The sequence below is a fragment of the Cupriavidus sp. 05N39 genome, assembly GCF_056397325.1.
In genome coordinates this window covers 137,554-156,320 of record NZ_JBFTNE010000004.1, presented here as the reverse complement: position 1 = coordinate 156,320, position 18,767 = coordinate 137,554, and the positions used below count along the sequence as shown (strand labels likewise).

The 18,767-nt window shown below is 62.5% G+C and carries 16 protein-coding genes and 1 pseudogene; 6 read left to right on the top strand and 11 right to left on the bottom strand.

Annotated elements, in window-relative coordinates:
* Window positions 1–3: 3 nt before the first annotated feature.
* From AC1DN0_RS03430 to AC1DN0_RS03405, 6 genes are all read right to left on the bottom strand, one after another.
* On the bottom strand, window positions 4–1,308 hold the full coding sequence (locus tag AC1DN0_RS03430) for a sulfate adenylyltransferase subunit 1 (protein ID WP_441625386.1): 1,305 nt from the start codon (window positions 1,306–1,308) through the stop codon (window positions 4–6).
* A 140-nt stretch (window positions 1,309–1,448) separates the two neighbouring features.
* The gene (gene cysD, locus AC1DN0_RS03425) at window positions 1,449–2,411 is read right to left on the bottom strand and encodes a sulfate adenylyltransferase subunit CysD (protein ID WP_477145534.1); all 963 of its coding nucleotides are present in this window, start codon (window positions 2,409–2,411) and stop codon (window positions 1,449–1,451) included.
* A gap of 11 nt (window positions 2,412–2,422) precedes the next feature.
* Complete coding sequence (locus AC1DN0_RS03420; protein ID WP_441625390.1) at window positions 2,423–3,211, bottom strand: phosphoadenylyl-sulfate reductase; 789 nt, start codon at window positions 3,209–3,211, stop codon at window positions 2,423–2,425.
* On the bottom strand, window positions 3,208–3,789 hold the full coding sequence (locus AC1DN0_RS03415; protein WP_441625392.1) for a DUF934 domain-containing protein: 582 nt from the start codon (window positions 3,787–3,789) through the stop codon (window positions 3,208–3,210). The genes AC1DN0_RS03420 and AC1DN0_RS03415 overlap by 4 nt, the downstream gene beginning before the upstream one ends.
* Before the next feature lie 18 nt (window positions 3,790–3,807).
* Window positions 3,808–5,487: a nitrite/sulfite reductase gene (locus AC1DN0_RS03410; RefSeq protein ID WP_441625394.1), complete on the bottom strand. Its 1,680-nt coding sequence runs from the start codon at window positions 5,485–5,487 to the stop codon at window positions 3,808–3,810.
* Between the two features lie 29 nt (window positions 5,488–5,516).
* Entirely contained in the window at window positions 5,517–6,290 is a 774-nt protein-coding gene (locus AC1DN0_RS03405) for a sulfite exporter TauE/SafE family protein (RefSeq protein ID WP_441625396.1), read from the bottom strand.
* A gap of 156 nt (window positions 6,291–6,446) precedes the next feature.
* Here AC1DN0_RS03405 and AC1DN0_RS03400 point away from each other — a divergent pair, with 156 nt between their 5' ends.
* Window positions 6,447–7,388, top strand: coding sequence for a CysB family HTH-type transcriptional regulator (locus tag AC1DN0_RS03400; protein WP_477102999.1), 942 nt, complete (start codon window positions 6,447–6,449; stop codon window positions 7,386–7,388).
* Window positions 7,389–7,569: 181 nt separating this feature from the next.
* Window positions 7,570–8,721: a 50S ribosomal protein L11 methyltransferase gene (locus tag AC1DN0_RS03395; protein ID WP_441625400.1), complete on the top strand. Its 1,152-nt coding sequence runs from the start codon at window positions 7,570–7,572 to the stop codon at window positions 8,719–8,721.
* A 178-nt stretch (window positions 8,722–8,899) separates the two neighbouring features.
* Here AC1DN0_RS03395 and AC1DN0_RS03390 read toward each other — a convergent pair whose 3' ends face one another.
* Window positions 8,900–9,313 (bottom strand): DUF1484 family protein, encoded by a 414-nt coding sequence (locus AC1DN0_RS03390; RefSeq protein WP_441625402.1) that lies wholly within the window; start codon window positions 9,311–9,313, stop codon window positions 8,900–8,902.
* Between the two features lie 130 nt (window positions 9,314–9,443).
* On the opposite strand from AC1DN0_RS03390, the gene AC1DN0_RS03385 reads away from it, so the two are divergent.
* Window positions 9,444–9,998 (top strand): hypothetical protein, encoded by a 555-nt coding sequence (locus tag AC1DN0_RS03385; protein ID WP_441625404.1) that lies wholly within the window; start codon window positions 9,444–9,446, stop codon window positions 9,996–9,998.
* Between the two features lie 248 nt (window positions 9,999–10,246).
* Here the strand turns inward: AC1DN0_RS03385 and AC1DN0_RS03380 are convergent, their stop codons facing one another.
* Window positions 10,247–11,131 (bottom strand): LysR family transcriptional regulator, encoded by an 885-nt coding sequence (locus tag AC1DN0_RS03380; protein ID WP_441625406.1) that lies wholly within the window; start codon window positions 11,129–11,131, stop codon window positions 10,247–10,249.
* 129 nt (window positions 11,132–11,260) lie between these two features.
* Here AC1DN0_RS03380 and argC point away from each other — a divergent pair, with 129 nt between their 5' ends.
* The 3 genes from argC to AC1DN0_RS03365 all read left to right on the top strand — a co-directional run bounded on the left by argC (window position 11,261) and on the right by AC1DN0_RS03365 (window position 13,801).
* Window positions 11,261–12,190 (top strand): N-acetyl-gamma-glutamyl-phosphate reductase, encoded by a 930-nt coding sequence (gene argC, locus AC1DN0_RS03375; RefSeq protein WP_441625408.1) that lies wholly within the window; start codon window positions 11,261–11,263, stop codon window positions 12,188–12,190.
* Between the two features lie 430 nt (window positions 12,191–12,620).
* The gene (locus AC1DN0_RS03370) at window positions 12,621–12,881 is read left to right on the top strand and encodes a hypothetical protein (RefSeq protein WP_441625410.1); all 261 of its coding nucleotides are present in this window, start codon (window positions 12,621–12,623) and stop codon (window positions 12,879–12,881) included.
* A gap of 122 nt (window positions 12,882–13,003) precedes the next feature.
* Entirely contained in the window at window positions 13,004–13,801 is a 798-nt protein-coding gene (locus AC1DN0_RS03365; protein ID WP_441625412.1) for an alpha/beta hydrolase, read from the top strand.
* Window positions 13,802–13,866: 65 nt separating this feature from the next.
* On the opposite strand, the gene AC1DN0_RS03360 is transcribed toward AC1DN0_RS03365, so the two are convergent.
* The 3 genes and pseudogenes from AC1DN0_RS03360 to AC1DN0_RS03350 all read right to left on the bottom strand — a co-directional run.
* Entirely contained in the window at window positions 13,867–16,809 is a 2,943-nt protein-coding gene (locus AC1DN0_RS03360) for a bifunctional diguanylate cyclase/phosphodiesterase (protein ID WP_477142844.1), read from the bottom strand.
* Window positions 16,806–18,047, bottom strand: a complete 1,242-nt coding sequence (locus AC1DN0_RS03355; RefSeq protein ID WP_441625515.1) for an ABC transporter substrate-binding protein — start codon at window positions 18,045–18,047, stop codon at window positions 16,806–16,808. The genes AC1DN0_RS03360 and AC1DN0_RS03355 overlap by 4 nt, the downstream gene beginning before the upstream one ends.
* 505 nt (window positions 18,048–18,552) lie before the next feature.
* Window positions 18,553–18,765 (bottom strand): annotated as a pseudogene (locus AC1DN0_RS03350) (tannase/feruloyl esterase family alpha/beta hydrolase); the annotation flags it as partial.
* Window positions 18,766–18,767 lie beyond the last annotated feature (2 nt).

Below are 18,767 nucleotides of genomic sequence, written 5' to 3'. Positions count from 1 at the left end.
GCCTTAAGCGAACGCACGGATCATGCCTGCGGCCACCGTGTGGTTGGTCGCCTCGTCGATCAGCACGAAAGCGCCGGTCGCCGGGTTGTCGCCGTATGCATCGCAGACGATGGGCTTTTGCAGCGAGATCTGCACCGAGCCGATATCGTTCAGGCCGATGTCGTGGCGGCCGGTTTCGTGCAACAGCGTGTGCACATCCAGCACGCGGTCCACAGACGAGACGCGCGCAAACACGCTGGCCGTGGTGTGCTTGAGCACGTACTTGCGGGCCGGGTTGAGCGATTCGTCGTCGAACCAGCACAGGTCGGCGGTCAGCTTCTTGGCCGAAACGCTGTCCGCGCCGGCGGCAACGAACATATCACCGCGTGACACATCCACATCTTCCGACAGGCGCACCGTGACGGTCTCGCCTACGCTGGCCGATTCGGCCACGCCATTGGGCGTCAGCACCTCGGCCACCACGGCATCGCGATTGGTCGGCAGCACGCGCAGCTTCTGGCCCACGCGCACGGTGCCTGCCTCGACCCGGCCGGCATAGCCGCGGAAATCGTCCGCCTGGGCGCCGTCCTGGCGAATCACCAGCTGCACCGGGAAACGCAACGCATCGTCGCCTTCGGACGCGGCTTCTTCCACCGGCAGCGCTTCGAGCAGCGGCAGCAGCGGCTCGCCCTGGTACCACGGCATGGCCTGGCTGGCGTTGACGATATTGTCGCCACGCAGCGCCGATACCGGCACGTAGCGCACGTCCTTCAGGCCCAACTGGGCAGCCAGTTCGGTGTAGGCGTCGCGGATCTGGTTGAAGCGCTCTTCGCTGAACTCGACCAGGTCCATCTTGTTGACCGCCACGATCACATGCTGCAGCTCCAGCAGCTTGAGAATGGCCGAATGGCGCTTGGTCTGGGCCAGCAGTTCGGCGCGGCCGTCGGTCACGGTCACGCGGGTGGCGTCGACCAGCACGATGGCGGCATGCGCGGTGGACGCGCCCGTCACCATGTTGCGGGTGTACTGCTCATGCCCCGGCGTGTCCGCGATGATGAACTTGCGGCGCGCGGTGGAGAAGTAGCGGTAAGCCACGTCGATGGTGATGCCCTGCTCGCGCTCGGCTTCCAGGCCATCGGTCAGCAGCGAGAAATCGATCTGCTCGCCGGCGGTACGCTTGTTCTTGGCCTTGGTCAGCGCGGTCAGCTGATCGGACAGCACAGCCTTGCTGTCATACAGCAGGCGGCCAATCAGCGTGCTCTTGCCATCGTCGACCGAACCCGCGGTGATAAAACGCAGCAGGCCTTGGTGTGTTGCTTGGGTGCTCATGTCAAATCCTTTCTTCTTCCCTCTCGCAGCGCTCGCTCCGGCGCATAGGCGGGAGGCAGCGCTAGGCGCGTGAGGGCGACGTGTACATTGGTACACGAGCACTCTCGCAACGACGCGATGTGCCCGCCTATGCGTCCGGGTTAGAAGTAGCCTTCTTTCTTGCGGCGTTCCATGGACGCTTCGCTCGTCTGGTCGTCCATCCGCGTCGCGCCGCGCTCGGTGATTTCGGTCACGGCCGTCTCGGCGATGATCTCGATCGGCGAGGCCGCAACGCTGGCCACAGGGCAGGTGCAGCTGATGTCGCCCACGGTGCGAAAACGCACCGAGATCACTTCGCTGACGTCGCCGTCTTGCTTCGGCGTGATCGGCGTGACCGGCACCAGCAGGCCGTTCTTCTTCACCACTTCGCGCTGGTGCGCGTAGTAGATCGGAGGCAGCTCAAGCTCTTCACGGGCGATGTACTGCCACACGTCCAGCTCGGTCCAGTTGGAGATGGGGAACACGCGCATCTGTTCGCCGGCGGCCATGCGGGCGTTATACAGACTCCACAGTTCCGGGCGCTGGGCCTTCGGGTCCCACTGGCCGAACTCGTCGCGGAAGGAGAAGATGCGTTCCTTGGCACGCGCCTTTTCTTCATCGCGGCGGGCACCGCCCATCAGCGCGTCGTACTTGTTGGCCTCGATGGTTTCCAGCAGGGTCACGGCTTGCGCGGCATTGCGCGAGTCGGTTTCCTTGCGCAGGCGCACGGTGCCGCGCTTGATGGAATCTTCCACATGGCCCACCACCAGGCGCGCACCGAGCTCGGCCACGCGCTGGTCGCGGAAAGTGATCACTTCCGGGTAGTTGTGGCCGGTATCGATATGCACCAGCGGGAACGGCAGTTYGGTCTTGCGGTCGCCCAGGCGGAATGCCTTGAGCGCCAGATGCAGCATGACGATCGAATCCTTGCCGCCCGAGAACAGCAGCGCCGGGTTGCGGCACTCCGCCACCACCTCGCGGATGATGTAGATGGATTCCGCCTCGAGCTTGTCGAGGTGATCGTTTTGCACTTGCAGCAGGTGCGCCACTTCCGGCGCGCCAGTCAGTTCGTTCATGATGCCCATTTCGTCTGGCCTCAATGCTTGATGTTCTGTTCGTGAAGCCCGCACTCTTTCGAGTCCTTGCTCTCCCACCACCACCGTCCGGCGCGCACATCCTCGCCGGCGCGCACGGCGCGCGTACAGGGCTCGCAGCCGATGCTGGGGTAGCCCTTGGCATGCAGCGCGTTGACCGGCACGTCATGCCGCTTCAGGTAAGCCCACACCTCGGCCTCGCTCCAGTCGGCGAGCGGGTTGAACTTCGGAATGCCGCGCGCCTCATCCATTTCCTCGAACGGCAGCTCCGAGCGCGTCACCGCCTGCTCGCGGCGCTGGCCGGTCAGCCATGCGTCCGCATGCGACAGCGCGCGGTTCAACGGCTCCACCTTGCGGATGCCGCAGCAGCTCTTGCGCAGGTCCACGCTGTCGTAGAACGCGTTCAGCCCGTGGTTCTTCAGGTAGTTCTCGATGGCCTCGGGGTCCGGCGTGAAGCGCTCGATGTCGTAGCCGTAGTGCGCCTTGACTTCGTCCAGCACCGCCAACGTCTCGGCGTGCAGGCGGCCGGTTTGCAGCGTGAACACGCGGATGCCCGCGCGCACCTGCTCGGAGCCGCGCAGGATCGCATCCGTCACCACCATGTCTTCGGCCGCCAGGCTGGAGGCAAAGCGGGCGCGAAAGAAGCTGCCGGCGATTTGCGCCAGGCGCAGGCCAAGCTCACGCTCCTTGGCTTCGAGATCCGCCACGCTGCCGGTGTACTCCGGCGCGGTCCACAGCGCCGGGGGACGCAGCGAAGAGACGGGAGCCTCGACGATAGCAATCTCGCTCATGCCGTTTCCTTGCCCAGCGCTTCGGCGCGGTTGCGGCGGAACAGCGGCAGCGGCTCGTCCACCGATGCCTGGTAGGCCACGGTGAATTCCGTGAAGCCCTTGATGGCGTCGTCGATGTTCTTGTCGGCGCGCACGGCGAAGGTGTCGAAGCCGCAGCGCTTCATGAAATTGAGCTGGTCGCGCAGCACGTCGCCGATGGCGCGCAGCTCGCCCTTCCAGTTGTAACGGGTGCGCAGCAGATAGGCGGTGGAAAAACCACGGCCATCGCGGAACACGGGGAAATCCACCGCCACCACGGCCACGCTGGCAAACGCGGCCTGCGCGTCGGCCGGCTCGTCTTCCGGCGCCAGCCAGATGCCGGTGACGTCGGCCGCGCGGCCAGCCAGTGCGCCGTCCTTGTGCGCCAGCCATGCGGTCAGCGGGAACAGCACGGCGTCCGTGCCTTGCGCGGCGGCGACGATCTGTTCGTCGGTCAGGGCCGCGCCCTCGGCACCGCGCAGCACGGTCCATGCGTCATCGATGATGACCGGGACCGGGTTGGCGCCTTCGCCGCGTTGCAGTTGAATAATCTTTGCCATGTCGTTTATCTCCGGTGCTCAGGCTTCGGCGCGTTCGCGCTGCTTGTCGGCATAGACGCGTTCCTTGAACGGGGCGATGCCGATACGGCCCAGCACGTCGATGAAGCGTTCGTCGTCATGGCGGTTGGCCACGAAGGTGTCGATGATGCGCGACACCACGTCGGGCATTTCGTCGGCCTTGAACGACGGGCCGATCACCTTGCCGATGGCGCTCTTGTTGCCTTGCGCGCCGCCCAGCGTGACCTGGTACCACTCCTCGCCGTCCTTATCCACGCCCAGCACGCCGATATTGCCCACATGGTGGTGGCCGCAGGCGTTGATGCAACCCGAGATGTTCAGCGAGATCTCGCCCAGGTCGTGCACGTAGTCCAGGTTGTCGAAACGCTCCTGGATGGCCAGCGCGATGGGGATCGACTTGGCATTGGCCAGCGAGCAGAAATCGCCGCCCGGGCAGGCGATGATGTCGGTCAGCAGGCCGATGTTGGCAGTAGCCAGGCCAGCCTTCCTAGCCTCCTGCCACAGCGCGTACAGGTCGCGCTTGCGCACGTCCGGCAGCACCAGGTTCTGCTCGTGCGCCACGCGCAGTTCGCCGTAGCCGTAGCGGTCGGCCAGGTCGGCCACCAGGTCGATCTGCGCATCGGTGGCATCTCCCGGGGGCGATGCCGGGCCGGGCTTGGTCGACAGCGTGACCGCGGCGTAGCCGGGCACCTTGTGCGCATGCACGCTGCGGCTCACCCAGCGGGCGAAGGCCTTTTCTTCCAGCAGGTGCTTTTCATACGAAGCATCGGTATCGGCCAGCTTGTCGTAGGCCGGGGGCGCGAAATACTGCGCCACGCGGTCGAACTCAGCCTGCGTGATGGTGGCGGGACCATCCTTGCTGTGCTGCCACTCTTCCTCGACTTCCTGCGCGAACTTCTCCGCGCCGATGGCCTTCACCAGGATCTTGATGCGAGCCTTGTACTTGTTGTCGCGGCGGCCATAGCGGTTGTACACGCGAATGGCCGATTCCACGTACGACAGCAGGTGCTGCCACGGCAGGTCGTCCTTGATCACCGAACCCAGGATCGGCGTGCGGCCCAGGCCACCGCCGGCCAGGATGCGCAGGCGCGTTTCGCCCTGGGCATTGCGGTAGGCGTAGATGCCGATATCGTGCATCTGCACCACGGCGCGGTCGTCGACCGAAGCGGAGATGGCGATCTTGAACTTGCGCGGCAGGAACGCGAATTCCGGCTGGAAGGTGCTCCACTGGCGCAGCAGTTCGGCCAGCACGCGCGGGTCCACGGACTCATCGGGCGCGACGCCGGCGAAGTGGTCGGTGGTGATATTGCGCACGCAATTGCCGGAAGTCTGGATGCCGTGCATCTCGACGCTGGCGAGTTCGGCCAGCACGTCGGGCACGCGCTCCAGTTCCATCCAGTTGTACTGGATGTTCTGGCGGGTGGAGAAGTGGCCATAGCCGCGGTCATACTCGCGCGCGATATGGCCCAGCATGCGCATCTGCTTGCTCGACAGCAGGCCGTACGGAATCGCCACGCGCAGCATGTAGGCGTGGCGCTGCATGTACAGGCCGTTCTGCAAGCGCAGCGGCAGGAATTCTTCCTCGGTCAGTTCGTCCGACAGGCGGCGGCGCACCTGGTCACGGAACTGGGCTACGCGCTCGTTGACGATGCGCTGGTCGTATTGGTCGTACTGATACATGGTGTGGGTCCGTTCAGTATTCGTTGAATTCAGGAGACGAGCTTGATGGCGACCAGCGTCAGCGTGGTAGCCAGCGCGGCGCGCACCAGCCGCTCGGGCAGCGCCCGCGACAGTTGCGCGCCCAGCCAGATGCCGGGGATCGAACCCACCAGCAAGGCCAGCAACAGCGTCCAGTTCACCGTGCCGAGCCAAACGTGGCCCAAGCCGGCAAGCGCCGTCAGCGGGACGGCGTAGGCGATATCGGTGCCAGCCACCTCGGCCGGCTTCATGCGGGGATACAGCAGGAGAATGAGCGTGGCGCCCACGGCACCCGCGCCGATCGAGGACACCGTTACCAGCACCCCGATCACGGCGCCCACCACCACGGTGGCAACCGCCTGGGCACGGCCTTCGAGCTGGAAGCGCGGGTTGCGTGCCAGCCACGCCAGCATCTGCTTGCGGAACAGGAGCGACAATACCGTCAGGATCACCGACACGCCGATGGTCAGGCGGATCGCGTGCAGCCACTGCGCGTTGAGTTCACCGGCGCTCTTGAGCACCAGGATGGCCACCACCGCGGCCGGCAGGCTGCCGATGCACAGGCGGCGCACCACCTGCCACTGCACATGGCCGTGGGCGCGGTGCGCCACCGTGCCGAAACCCTTGGTGATGGCGGCGAAGGCGAGGTCGGTGCCAACCGCCGTGGCCGGCGAGAAGCCGAACAGCAGGGTCAGCAGCGGCGTCATGAGCGAACCCCCGCCAACCCCGGTCAGACCGACGAGGACGCCTACTAGCAGACCGGAAACGGTATAGGCAAGAGACATTGGGGTTCACCAGGCCGGTGAGCGTCCGGGACTGCCTGGAAACGAGGCACGTGCGCGGAGGTTCCGACCGTTCATTAACAAAGTTCGAGAATCGTAATAAACTGGCCTCATATCTCAAACTAATAAGAAGTTGTTTGTTTATACGAACACGGATATATGAACCTGCACCAGTTCCGTTTTGTGCGCGAAGCCGTACGCCAGAACTACAACCTGACCGAAGCCGCAAAAGCGCTCTATACATCACAGCCCGGCGTCTCCAAGGCCATCATCGAGCTTGAGGAAGAGCTGGGCGTGGATATCTTTACCCGCCACGGCAAGCGCATCCGCAGCCTGACGGAGCCCGGCCGCCGCATTCTGGAGTCGGTGGAGAAGATCCTGCAGGAAGTGGAAAGCCTGAAACGGGTGGGCAAGGACTACGCCGCCCAGGACCAGGGCAACTTCACCATCGCCACCACCCACACCCAGGCGCGCTACGCCCTGCCCCGGGTGATCGCGGAGTTTACCAAACGCTACCCAAAAGTGCGCCTTTCAATACAACAGGGCAATCCGACGCAAATCGCCGACATGGTGCTGCACGACCATGCCGACATCGGGATCGCCACGGAAGGGATCTCCGCCGACAAGAACCTGATCTCCCTGCCCGGCTACCAATGGCAGCACGTGGTCGTCACGCCGCCCGACCATCCCCTGCTGGAAAAGAAGCACCTGGCGCTGGAAGACCTGATGGGCTACCCCATCATCACTTATGATCCGAACTTCGCCGGCCGCCCCAAGATCGACAAAGCCTTCGAGCTGCGCCACCTCAAGCCCGACATCATCCTGGAAGCCATCGACGCCGACGTGATCAAGACCTATGTGGAAATCGGCCTTGGCGTAGGCATCGTCGCCGGCGTAGCCTTTGACGCCGAGCGCGACCGCAACCTGCGCGGCATTCCCGCCGGACACCTGTTCGGCACCAATGTGACGCATCTGGCAGTCAAGCAAGGCGCCTACCTGCGCAGCTTTGTGTATACCTTTATTGAGTTGTTCTCCCCGACGCTGAACCGCAAGCTGGTAGAACAAGCCATGTCGGGCGACCACGAGGCGTACGAACTCTGAAGCACCCAATCCAGCGCGGCTGACCGGAACGCCACCAGCCGCGCCATGCCAGCCCTGCCAGGGCGCCCCGGCTTGCCAGCCGGCGCGCGGCGGGGCCGGATCGCCTTGAATGGCCAGCCCATGTTGGCCAGACTTATCCGCACAACCCCATTGGCCGCCATAAGTGGCCAGAAAGAAACTAATGACCGAGCAAGCCACCATCCACTGGACCGAAAACGGCGAAGAACGCAGCGCGAACTGGCGCTCCGAAGCCGGCGCGCCGCCGCCCAAGCGCGTCGTCATCGCCGACGACACCACCACCGGCGACACCGCCTACCGCCTCGCCTGCGAAGGCACCGCCATGCTCTGGCGCGGCGACTTCCAGAACGCCCGCCAGCTGCTGCAAGCGCTGGCCCGCCGCGCCGACAAGCCCAAGAAGGCCGCCAAGGCCTCCAAGGTGCCCAAGGCAAAGCCCACCCCGACCGAAGCCTTCCACCTGCACCGCCAGGCCCAGTCCCAGCGCGCCCGCACGCTCTCCATGCTGCTGCTGCCCTTTGACGCCGACCACCTGGTGCCGCTGCGCCGCTCGCCCGATGTGCGCGAGGCGTGCCTGGAAGCCTATGGGGAAGTCGATGCGCCGTATGTGGCATCGATGCGCGAACTGCTCGGACTGATCGGCGCGCACGAGTGGCGCAAGAAGGGTGTGGAGATTCCCGCGCTCGCTGAACGCATCCATCCGTACTACGGCGTCTTCTCGCCGGTGCGCGGCGAATACATCGATCTGGTCGCCAAGGCCCAGCTACCCGCCGGCGCCCTCAACCTCGCCTTCGACATCGGCACCGGCACCGGCGTGCTGGCCGCCCTGCTGGCCCAGCGCGGCGTCAAGCGCGTGATCGCCACGGACATGGACCCGCGCGCGCTTGCCTGCGCCAGCGACAACATCCACCGCCTCAAGGCGGCAGGCCAGGTGGAAGTGGTAGAGGCCGACCTCTTCCCGGAAGGCCGTGCGCCGCTGGTGGTGTGTAACCCGCCGTGGGTGCCGGCACGTCCGAACTCGCCGATTGAGCGCGCGGTGTATGACCCGGATTGCCAGATGCTGAAGGGATTTATTGCCGGGCTGGCTGATCATCTGGAGCCGAAGGGTGAAGGCTGGCTGCTGCTGTCTGATCTGGCTGAACACCTGGGGCTGCGTTCGCGGGACCAGTTGCTGGCGTGGATTGATGAGGCTGGGTTGAAGGTGCTGGGGCGGTTGGAGGTGAAGCCTAGCCATCCGAAGGCTACTGATATGACTGACCCGCTGCATGCTGCGCGGGCGGCTGAAGTGACTTCGTTGTGGCGCCTGGGTATTAAGTAAGCTGTAGCACGCTGACAAGCCGGGCGGCGCTCGCCGCCTCGGCTCAAAGACACCAGAGCCTCTCAACCTCCGCTCTGTTGTCTCCCCTCTCCCGTCTGCGGGAGAGGGGCGGGGGAGAGGGCGGGAGCTAGCAAGAGCGACGCGTCTCACCCTGCCACAAGCCCCCTCCTCCCCTACCTCAAAGCAATCCTTGCACCCGATTCAAAGCCGCATCCAATTGCCGCTTCAACGGCATCAGCAAGCAATGCAAACCGTGACTGTCTTCTACATCGTCACTGTCGTAATCCAGCAGTTTTAGAACGGAGCCGAGGCCTGCGCTTACGCGTAGCAGGTCGGCGCAGCCTTCCTGGGCGATGATCTGGGCGTCGCTGCGCAGAGCGTCTAGTTGGTACGCTAGCTCCTGCACGCTTAGCTTTGTGGGGGTGTCCGCTGGAAATGTGATGCGGATCAGGTCGGCGAGTAGGTCGGATTGCCGGGAGAGGGTGAGCGTGCGCTCGGGGTAATGCGAGACAGTTTGGAGAGCAAAGCAGTCGCTCCACCGCACGTCGTGCGGCTTGCTCAATGGCCGGTTGTGGCTGCCGGAAGCTGCCATTTGCGCTTGCCGCATGGCAGACAAGCAGCGGCCCCTCCTAAGGTGGGGTTCATTTGCCCCGGTATTCGTCCGTTTATCGTTGCGGGCCCGCATACCGTCAAGGCCCCTTTAACCCATCTGGAAGAAAGACATGAAGCAAAGCAAGATCGCCCTTGTTGCTACCCTCTGCGCCGCTGGCGCTCTATTGACCGGTTGCGAGACGACGAATTCGATCCCTTACAAGGCCTCCCCCGCCAATGTCATCGCCATCCAGCAGAGCCTGCAACCGAAGAAGGTCAGCGTTGCCGACGTCGGTCTGGCGCCGGGCGTCGATGAGAGCCCGCTGTGTCGTCTGAACGGTCCGGTAAGGGTAGCGCCGGGCAAGACGCCATCGCAGTACATCAAGGACGCCTTCCAGGAAGAGCTCCTGATGGCTCAATCCTATGACGTGAAAGGTGCCCCGATCGAGGGACGCATCGAAGAACTAAGTTTCAGCTCCGTGTCGCCTGCGTACTGGCAGATCACGATGGTCGTGAAGTCGACCGCTGACAAGGGCTATAAGGTCTCGGTCAAATATCCGTTCGACACGAGCTGGACTGCCGCCGGCGCGTGCAAAAACGTGGCTGACGCCTTTGGCCCCGCCGTGCAGGAACTGCTGAAGCAGGTTGTGACGAGCCCGCAATTCCCGGCACTGGCCGGGAAGTAAGGCGTTCTGCGGGACAGGCCCTCTCGCTTCGCTCCGGAGGGCGCGGCTGACATGCCGACGGCATGATGTCCGTTGGGCGGGCGCGTCACACTCCCGCGGCATGGCGGCTTGCGGCCGGAAGTTGCGTTTTTCCGTTATCGACCCCAATCCGGTCAGTCCAATTTCTACAAGCCGGCCATTCGTTCGTCGTGGCGTGCAATAAGGCTACTGTCCCAGCGAGAACGAACCGAAGCGGAAAATAGCAACGCCTACGCCAATCGCAGATCCCACAACACATCAAGTACGTGTTGCGTGGAACGCTCAACGTACCCCGCACGATGTGCGATGCCGAGCCGACGCCACAACGCCGGGCGCAGCGGACGCATGACAATGCGGCTGTCGGGCAATGGCGTAGTGGCCTCATGGGGCAACAGCGCCGCGCCGTAACCTGCCGCTACCAGACTCTTGATCGCGTCGTTGTAGTTGAGCTGAATGCGCGGAGCAGGATGGTGCCCCCCGGTCGCGAACCACTCCGCAGTCAGACGCGAGAGACGCGTGGTCGCGTCATTGAGAATCAGAGGTTGGGCGGCGAGCCATTCAGGCGTGACGCGGGCCGGACACCGCCAATGCGCCGGCACAAAGGCCATCACGGGGTCGCGGCGCCAAGGCTTTATCACGAGTCCGGCCACCGGGGGCTGAGGCAGTGCGATCAGCCCAACATCCAGCGTTCCATCCGCCAGTCGGGACAGCGTTTCATGCGAAGTGAGTACTGCAACCTGAATGTCGATAGCGGGATGTTGCTGGCGCAACACCTCAAGCGCTTGCGGCAACAGGTGCGCGATCACGCCAGTCGACGCACCGAGCCGCGCGCGCCCTTCGAGCCCCTGCACCTGGCGCTGAATATCGTCTAACGCCTGCTCCGCATCGGCCAGCAGTCGACGCGCGCGCTCCACCAGCACCTCTCCTATCGCCGACGGCCTGACATGTCCGCGCTTCCGTGACAGGAGTGGCGCCCCAATGCGGTCTTCTAGTTCAGCGATGTGGAGGCTGACCGTTGGCGGCGCCAGGTGCAACGCACGCGCCGCATCGGCAAATGAGCCACGGTCGGTAATGGCGACCAGAGTGCGCAAACGGTCCAGGCTGATCTCTCGCATGTCGGCGTCCAGATTCAGAAAAACTGAATATTCACGTTATGAAATACAACTTTCCCTATTCTAGCGGTCCATGGAACATAGGGGCTCGTTCTACTTGTTACAACACACAGTCACCGGAGTATTCCACGTATGAGCTCTCCCGTTGTTTTCATCGACGGCGACCAAGGCACCACCGGGTTGCAAATCCACGAACGGCTGCGCAACCGGACCGACCTTAGACTGTTCACGCTTGCCGCTGCGGAACGCAAAGATCCGCGGCGTCGCGCAGAAGCCATCAACGCCTGCGACATCGCCATCCTCTGTTTGCCTGATGCCGCCGCGCGCGAGGCCGTGGACGCCATTGTTAATCCTGCCGTCAGAGTCATCGACGCAAGTTCCGCCCACCGCACACAGCCGGACTGGACATACGGCTTTCCGGAAATGACGCTGGGACAGGCTGAGCGCATTGCGAACGCACGTCGGGTCACCAATCCCGGTTGCTATCCGACCGGTGCAATTGGCTTGCTGCGTCCCCTGTTGCAGGCTGGGCTCATACCAGGCAACTACCCTATCAGCATTCATGCGGTGTCGGGCTACTCCGGACGCGGGCGTGCCGGCGTGGAGGAACATGAGGGGCAGCGTGCCGTCAACGCGCCTTCATACCAGGTATATGGTCTGGAACTCGCGCACAAGCACACCCCGGAGATCCAGCAGCACGCCGGGCTCGCGCAGCGTCCCATCTTCGTCCCTGCGTTGGGTGCGTTCCGCCAGGGCATCGTGCTGACGGTGCCCTTGGAGTTGCGGCTGTTGGCACCCGACGTGGATGGCGCCACGTTACACGCATGCCTCGCACGCCACTATGCCGAGGCGGCCCACGTACATGTCTTGCCGCTGCACGAATCGTGCACCTTAAAGCACCTGGATCCGCAAGTGCTGAACGGTACGAACGACATGCGCTTAAGCGTATTTCCTAACATGGAACACGGGCACGTCCTGCTGTCCGCGGTTTTCGATAATCTTGGCAAAGGCGCATCCGGCGCTGCGGTTCAGAACCTGAACCTGATGCTCACGCAGCAATAGTGGCCGATGGCTCGAGCTAACGTTCGGCCGCACCCATATGCCAACGATTGTTGCCAATCTGGTCTCCGAAACCACGTCCGCATGACCGTCACGCCGCCTGGCGGCAGCGCTGCCATCCACCGCTCCGGCTATACACTCACCATCCTGCGCAAAGACCCCGATGGGCATTGGCGGCTCACGCGCGATGCGAATCTGCTCGCAGCAGAAATCACGGCGACGCCGTCACGAAGGCATCGCCGGGTCATCTGCAGGGATCGAAACTATCGTTGTGCGGTGCACTAGGAAGGAGGCTCCTGCTTGCCCCCCTTTCACGTGCTCGCATGGCTTACATGCGTCGCCGGCTCGCCCCAGGTCGGCCATTACCCCACATGGCGTTCCCGCCCTATATCGCTAATAATGGTCTAACTGCCGTTGCCGGACGAGGGCGACCATGCTTTATAGTCCCGAAGCAATTCATACAGCCGCCCTGCCGGGGAACGCGGGTTGCGGCAAAACCTCGCCGGTCGAGCGCCGCACCACGATGTGCGAATTCGATCCGCTCGACACGCCCGACGACCAGTCGCGCCTGAACGACATCACGGGCGGTCACGACAACCACACGATCCAGCTCGGTCACTATGAATCCGTGCCACCCGCCCCGCAGAAACCGATGGCGTCGCAGCACAAGTCGCACAGGGACGGCGCTGCCTGATGGTAAAGGATGCCGGGATGCCGATGAATGCCCCAATTCGGCCGTCAGTTCGCCAGCCCAGCCACGTCATCGGCAGGGAATGGGACAGTCCCGGACGGCAGATCCAAACCACAGCAATGCGCATGGCGACGAAAACCGCCGGGCTTGCACTATGGCTTGGGAGTCTCTTGCCGTCCCCTGCCCTTGCAGCCCTGCAGAATCAGTTCCTGTATTTCCCCGCTAAGGCTGAGTTGTCAGAACTGGTTGCTGGCGGCCTAAGGGCATGGCCGTCTTCGCAAGACGTCAAGGGCCTGGTTGCAGAACCCACCGGGCCAGTGCGTGCCACGGCGATTGTTTTCCATGGCAATGCCGGACATGCCGGCCACCGCAGAGCGTACGCCGCGGCTCTGGCGCCCCATGGCGCACGCGTGATTCTCGCCGAGTATCCGGGCTACGGACCGCGCCCGGGACCGTTGGGCGAAGTCAGCCTAGTGAATGACGCCGAGCAGATCATCGCGCAGGCCTATCGCCAATATGGCGCACCGCTGCTGGTGATCGGCGAATCGCTGGGGGCCGGCGTTGCGGCGGCGGCCAGCGTGCGCCAGCGGGACAAGACAGCAGGCCTGATGCTGATCACGCCATGGGACACGCTGCAACATGTTGCCGGCTACCACTATCCCTGGCTGCCGGTGTCGTGGCTGCTGCGGGATCGCTACGACAGCGCGGCCAACCTGGCGTCGTTCACCCGGCCCGTTTTGGTGGTGGTTGCGGAGCGCGACAGCATTGTCCCGGCGCGCTTTGGCGTCGCACTGCATGACGGGCTGGTAGCGCCTCGGCAATTGCGTGTAGTGCCTGGTGCCGAGCACAACGATTGGTTCGAGCGGGTAGACGATGCCTGGTGGCGCGATGCCCTTCGCTTCCTGCTCGGGGGGTCGGATTGAGTCCGTCCCCCTACCGGATGACACCCAAATATTGCGTGGTCGGCACGGGCTGGCGCCTTCAGTCACTAAAGCGTGGCGCAGGCCGGACTGCCAGCCCCTTCCTCGATATTCGGCCACACCAACACCTCAAACTGATCAGGCGGAACCGGCTGGGAATACAAAAAGCCCTGGGCAAAATCACAACCCACGGCGATGAGAAAATCGCGTTGCTCCGTCGTCTCCACGCCCTCGGCAATGACCTTCAATCCCAGTTTGTGCGCCAGCATGACCATTGCCTCGCAAAGCGCCTGATTGTCGCCATCAAAGCCGAGGTTATGTACGAACGAGCGGTCGATCTTGAGGTAATCGATGTCGAAGCGCTTGAGATAAGCCAGGGACGAGTAACCAGTACCGAAGTCGTCGATCGAAATCCCGATTCCCACATCACGGAAGGTCAGCAGCTTCTCATTCAGTTCGGCGTCCAGTAACAGGCCCTCGGTGATTTCAACCACAACGCTCTGCCCCGGCATCCCTTCCCGCACGAGATAGTCGGACCATTGATTGCAAACCAGGCCGTCTTGCCGTATCTGCATCGGTGACATGTTGACGCTGATCTGGAAAGACGGATGGAATCGGCCGCGCCATTGACGGGCCTGGTGCACGGCCTGCTTGAACACCCAATCCCCGATCGGAACGATGAGCCCCGTGTCTTCGGCCAATGGAATGAAATCCTGCGGATTGATCGTGCCGCGTTCGGGGTGCAGCCAGCGGATCAGTGCCTCGGCTTTGTAGATTTCCCCGGTCTCCAGGTCGACGATGGGCTGATAGTAGACCTGGAACTGTCCGCCAGGCAGGGCGGCACGTAGATCGCTCGTGAGACGCAGGCGCTTTTCCGCCGCTACACGCAAGTCGGGCGTGAAGTAGCTGAAACGGTTGCGCCCGGCGTTCTTGGCCGCATACATGGCCTGGTCTGCGTTCTTGAAAAGGACATCCAGTTCGCCGGTGTCGTCGGGATAAAGTGTGACGCCGACGCTGGCGGAAATGAAGGTCTCATCCGCGCCGAGCTTGAAGGGCTCGGCCAGCTTGTGGATGATGGCCTTTGCGATCCGTTCAATGCGTTCGGTATCGTCCATGTTGGGCAGAATGACGGTGAATTCGTCACCGCCAAGGCGCGCGACGATATCCGATTCGCGCACGCACGAGATGATGCGCCTGGCGGCCTCGATCAGCAGGATGTCTCCTGTGTCGTGTCCCAGGGAGTCATTGACCTCTTTGAAGCGATCCAGGTCGATCAGCATCAAGGCCATATGCTGCCGGGAGCGATGCGCCATGCCGGCTTCCTCCTCGAGACGGCTGTGAAACATCTGGCGATTCGGAAGATGGGTCAGCGCATCGAAATTGGCCTGTTTCCAGATTGTCGCCTCGAATGCCATCCGGTCCGATAAATCACGACCCACAGCCAGCACCGAGTTCACCTTGCCCGACCGGTCAATCTCTGGCGTCAGGCGGATATGGGTGCAGTGTTCCCGTCCATCCTTGCTGAGCCATCTCAGCTCGAATTGCCCACTTCTCCCGCTTGAAATGGTGTCGGCGATTTTCTCCTCGTAGATCAGCGCGTTGGCGCCGCCGGGAACCTCCGAGGGCCGCTTGCCGAGCGATTCGCCTAGGGTGCGCCCTGCCGAGGCACAGAACGCGGGATTGGCGTAAGTGCGGCGGAGGTCCCGGTCGTAGCGGGTAATCGTGTCCGGGGAGTTCTCAATCAACGTTCGCGACTCCTGCTCCCTGGAGACGAGTTCCGCTGTTCGCTCGACGACGGTCTGCTCAAGGGAGGCGTTGATCTCGTTGATCTTCTGGATTTTCTGGCTGATCGCCCCACTCATTCTTTCGAAACGCTGCGCGAGCCGGCCAAGTTCATCCTTGCCGCCGGCATCAGTGCGCGCATGCGCCTCCGCCTCGGCTCCCGCATCGTTGCCGGTATCGTGCATCTTTCGCACCAGCTCTTTGAGCGGTGCCGAAATGCTGTGGGAAATGAAGTAGGCCAGGAAGATCGAAAGCAGGAACCCCGAGATGCCAACCAGTACGATCTGATTGCGCACGGACTGTGCCTCTGCCGTCAACTTCTTTTCTGGGATTGTGCTGACGACAAACCATGTCGTGCCGGGAATTGCTGCGTACGCGGCAAGGTAGCGCCCCTCGCGCTTGCCCTCGAAGTCGACGAAACCACTCGGCTCCCCGTGTAGCTCGTTGCTTGCGATTTTCTTGATCAGGTCAGGCTCGGCCATCCCTTCGGTGTTCGTGGAAATGCCGTCGGCGCGGACAACCACTTTGTTGTTGCCGGCATCGAGAACGTAGATTTCCGTTCCACTCCCTAGGGCGACGTCATCAAAAATTGTCGAAAAATGCTCGGGGCTGATGACCAGAACCAGATTGCCAATCTGCCGGTTGTTGCTCTTGCCGATGATGGCGCGCACCATCCCGAGATTTTGTTGCCCGACGCCGTTGTCGTAACTGCCCCAGTAAGGCCGGCCATTGCGATCGGGAGCCTGCTTGACCAGATGCAGCACACCCCGGCTCAGCTGCGCGAAGACCTGGGTGTCCATGATCCGGTTGTTCTTGTCGAGCAGATACTTCTGGTTGATGAAGTCAACCGATCCGTAGTGCTGCAGGAGCAGGCGTGTCATGTCCTGGCGCGCCTCGCTCCGCTCCTTTGCACTGCCATCCACAACGCTTGTCAGCGCGCCTTGAACGCGATCGGAGAGTACAAGAAGGCTGCTTTCCGTCTCGATCTGCTCCATCCGCAACGAGATGTTCTTGGATACCTGCTTGACCATCTCTTTCGAGAATACCTCCGCCTTCTCCTTGATCGCGGCGGTCGACTCCACATACGATATGTAGCCCGATATAAGTATCGGTATCAGCGACAGCAGGATGAACGCAGTCATCAGCCGGTAGCGAATTTCGACACGGCGCAGCAGGTCCAGCGAGAGATATGCGAAAGCGCTTCGCAGCGAACCTATGATTGAGCTCATCGGTAGTGCATCTTTGCTTCATTCTTGACAGACTCGTCGAGGAGCTTGGCGGCCTGTCCGGGCGTGATCTTCCTGACCAGCACTTCCTGCATCAATCGATGGAGCTGCTCGATCGAGTTGGAGGGTAGAACCGAATAGTATGGGCTGACGGTCACCGGATAGCGGCTGACCATGTTTGTGTAGTCGACAATCTTCTGATCGCTTGCGAGCGTTCCCGCGACTTGCTTGAATGGGGGGATGTTCTGGCGTTTTCTCTGGAGAATGGAGAACCCCTTCCCGGCAATGAATTCGAGAAAACGCATGGCTGCGGCCTTGTTGGGCGTCTCGCACACCGCAAACCCGGTTTCGCTGCCGATCACAGGCACCACCCGCTTGCCCGGCGCGTTCCAGGGCGGAATAAACACGCCAACCTCGAAAGGGTTGCCGTGCAGCAAAGGGCCGGCTGCCCAACTGCCGTGAAAAGCCATCGCGACCTTGCCTTCCTTGAACAGCCGTATGCCTTCGTCGTAATCCGTCGCCATGAAGGCATCTTGTACGTAACCACGTTGCGGCATCAGCGCAATCCGGGCAAAGATAGCTGCTACCTGAGGCGTGTTCAGGTCCAGCGTGCCATCACCGATTCTCTGCTTCCAGTCTGGCTCGCGCGCCACCACATTGTTGCCAAAGCCGAAGCTGAAGGGGCCGTTGCCGAGCATGTTCGGGAAGCCGCCGCTCCACATGATGGGTGTTAAGCCCGCAAGCTTGAGCTGCTCGCAAACCATCAGGAACTCTTGGAAATTGGTTGGCAGTTCCTTGACCCCAGCCTTCGCGAACAGTGCCTTGTTGTAATAGATCAGCGTTGTAGCCACTCCGCCGGCAATGCCAAAACGCCTGGATTGGCGACTGGTCCAGTCACCCTTGAGAGGGCCGAGCATGTTGCTCCATGCCGATGTCGCGCTCACGTCTGCCAGGATGCCTTGATCGGCCAATTCAGCCGCATAGGCGTTCGGGTTGACACTCACCAGATCCGGCAAGTTGCCGGAAGCAATCCGGGGCTTGATATTCTCTTCGACCGAATTGCCGACCATGAACTGCACATTCACGCGGACGTCTGGATTGAGTTTGCTGAATTCAGCAGCAATCCGGAGCATCTCCTCCGGCCAGTCTGGCGCCCATATCAACGCTGTAATGGAGGTCCTGGCCGGCACGGCTGCGCCCGACGAAGCGTTGTCTCGCTGTTGACAACCGCATAGGAACAATAAAACGAGGCTGACCAGCCCAGCTAGCAGGGAGGAAAACTCGATGCGTCGCGCTTGGGGGGTCACTTTTCGGCTTCGGGATGGGCTATCTGTGCCTCCACAGGCACTTTCGATGTACCGGGAAGCGAACCGATGGCAAGGCATGGCGGCGTCTCTGCCGCGATAACCTGCAACGAAGTCGAGAACGCCGCAGCCCCCGGCGAGGCAACCGATTCCCTACAAGACAGGGCTTGCAAACACAGCAGGAATGCGCAGCCAACCCGCATCGGGAAACGCTTGCTACGGCTGGGCTGCGTATGTTTGGCCATGACGGCGGGTTAGGCGAATTGATCGGAGCGGTGCCTGCACTGCGTATCGACAACGAGCGCAAATACTTTACCGGGGCAAACCCGAATTTCCATGCCATGACGGGTAGTTGCCGGCATGGCCGGACTCAGCATGATAGCCGAATGACCGCCCCTGACGGGGATTCGAACGGTGGATGCAACACACTGGAGACTCCTTGCTATCCGCCGATGAAGTCGCTGTGCGTAGGCAGCGGTCCGTAGCGTGCCTTGATGATGGCCTTGACCGCGTTGTGCTTCGCCTTGAACTGCAGCCTGCCGAAATTGGCGAGCGCTTCGTTGTCGAGCGCGAAGGCGCCGCCGCCCGATGCGTCGTGCCCGCTATCGCTGCCGTAGGTGACGTAGCCTTGTTTGAACGCGTTGGCCACGCTGGCGG